The organism is Arenimonas malthae CC-JY-1 (assembly GCF_000747075.1).
In the GTDB taxonomy this organism is placed as follows: domain Bacteria; phylum Pseudomonadota; class Gammaproteobacteria; order Xanthomonadales; family Xanthomonadaceae; genus Arenimonas; species Arenimonas malthae.
Genome location: NZ_AVCH01000107.1, coordinates 1 through 1,247 on the forward strand (window position 1 = coordinate 1; position 1,247 = coordinate 1,247).

Genomic DNA, 1,247 nt, shown 5'->3' on the forward strand with positions numbered 1-1,247 from the left:
CGGCGCGCGAGGCCCGCGCGGCGCGCGAGCGGATGGACGCGCTGCACGCGGCGCTGGCCGACGGCCCGGTCACCGACGTCGTCAGCGTCGGCATCGGCGGCAGCGACCTCGGTCCGCGGCTTGCGGTGGACGCGCTGCGCGATTTCCACGACGGCCGCTTCCGCGTCCATTTCCTCACCAACATGGACGGCAGCGCGGCGCAGCACCTGCTGCAGCGGCTGGACCCGGCGCGCACGGCCGGCATCCTGGTGTCCAAGAGTTTCGGCACGCAGGAAACCCTGCTCAACGGCGGCATCCTGCGCGACTGGCTGGGAGGCAGCGACCGGCTGTTCGCCGTCAGCGCGAACACCGGCCGGGCCGAGGCCTTCGGCATCGCGCCGGCGCGCGTGCTGCCGATGTGGGACTGGGTCGGCGGGCGTTATTCATTGTGGTCGGCGGTGGGCTTCGCGCTGCAGCTGGCGATCGGGCGCAAGGCCTTCGCGCAGCTGCTCGACGGCGCCGCGCTGATGGACCGGCACGTGCGCGAGGCGCCGGTGGCGCACAACCTGGCGGCCTGGCACGGCCTGTTCGCGGTGTGGAACCGCAACGCGCTGGGCGCCGCCACGCAGGCCGTGCTGCCTTACGACGAACGCCTGGCGCTGCTGCCCAGCTACCTTCAGCAGCTGGTGATGGAAAGCCTGGGCAAGTCGGTGCGCGCCGACGGCAGCCCGGTGCCCGTGTCCACGGTGCCGGTGCTCTGGGGCGGCGCCGGTACCAACGTGCAGCACAGTTTCTTCCAGGCCCTGCACCAGGGCACCGACCCGGTGCCGGCCGATTTCATCGGCGTCATCCGCCCCGCGCACGGGCACGAGGAAAACCACCGTGCGCTGATGGCCAACCTGCTGGCCCAGGCCGAGGCCCTGGCCAACGGCGCCGTCCACGAGGACCCGCACCGCCACCACGCCGGCGGCCGCCCCAGCACGCTGATGCTGCTCGACGAACTCACGCCGGCCTCGCTGGGCGCGCTGCTGGCCATGTACGAACACAGCGTCTACGTGCAGGCCGTGCTCTGGGGCATCAACGCCTTCGACCAGTGGGGCGTGGAGCTGGGCAAGAAGATCGCCGGCGAACTGCTGCCTGCGATGTCGGGCCAGTCCCAGCCCAGCGACCCCATCACCCGCGCCCTCGTGGCCGAAATCCGCGCCCGCCGCTAGGAAAGAACTGGGTTCTTCAACCAAGTACCGGACCGGCGCCGTCGCCACGGCGGA

The 1,247-nt window shown here is 72.0% G+C and carries 1 protein-coding gene; it reads left to right on the top strand.

What is annotated here, in order from left to right; all coding sequences use genetic code 11:
* Nucleotides 1–1,193 (top strand): glucose-6-phosphate isomerase (gene pgi / locus N790_RS05645; RefSeq protein WP_043801861.1); only part of this gene is annotated, 1,193 nt, incomplete at its 5' end.
* Between the last annotated feature and the right edge of the window lie 54 nt (nt 1,194–1,247).